At 65.8% G+C, this 474-nt stretch carries 1 protein-coding gene; it reads right to left on the bottom strand.

The window, feature by feature from the left end; genetic code table 11:
• Nucleotides 1-47: 47 nt before the first annotated feature.
• Nucleotides 48-353 carry a 4a-hydroxytetrahydrobiopterin dehydratase gene (locus CVH10_RS17355; RefSeq protein WP_106489345.1) on the bottom strand — a complete coding sequence of 102 codons (306 nt, stop codon included), beginning with the start codon at nucleotides 351-353 and terminating at the stop codon, nucleotides 48-50.
• Between the last annotated feature and the right edge of the window lie 121 nt (nucleotides 354-474).

The raw sequence follows: 474 nt of genomic DNA, 5'->3' as shown, positions 1-474 counted from the left end.
GGTGATCAGGACGGTCTTGCCGGCGACGCGGCCGGGGCGATGCGCGCTCACGACCGCACCCCCATGCCGGCGGCTGCGGCGTCGATGAAGCGGGCCAGGGTCACGTCGCGCTGGGTGACGCCGTCCGCGTCGTGCGTGGTCAGCAGGATGTCGACGCGATTGTAGACATTGGACCATTCGGGATGATGGTCCATCTTGTCCGCCATCAACGCCACGCGCGCCATGAAGCCGAATGCGGCGTTGAAATCGTCGAAAGCGAGGCTGCGCCGAATGGCTTGGCGATCCCCGTCCGCCGCGCACCAGGCGGGCAGACCAGGCAGGATTTCCCCAATGTCAAGGCGGGTGTCGGTCATCGCGTTTCCTCTTTTTCTTTGGCGTAAGGCGCCCGCGGCCGGGCGGCAAGCGCCGGGAACATCTGGTCAAGCTTGGGCGTTAGGTTCCCGGTTCAGGCGACAGGGAGACGACGATGGACAA

This window comes from Halomonas sp. ND22Bw (assembly GCF_003011945.1).
Taxonomy (GTDB): Bacteria; Pseudomonadota; Gammaproteobacteria; order Pseudomonadales; family Halomonadaceae; genus Halomonas; species Halomonas halophila.
Note: the sequence above shows the minus strand (reverse complement) of the source record. Positions and strands in the feature narration are given on the sequence as shown.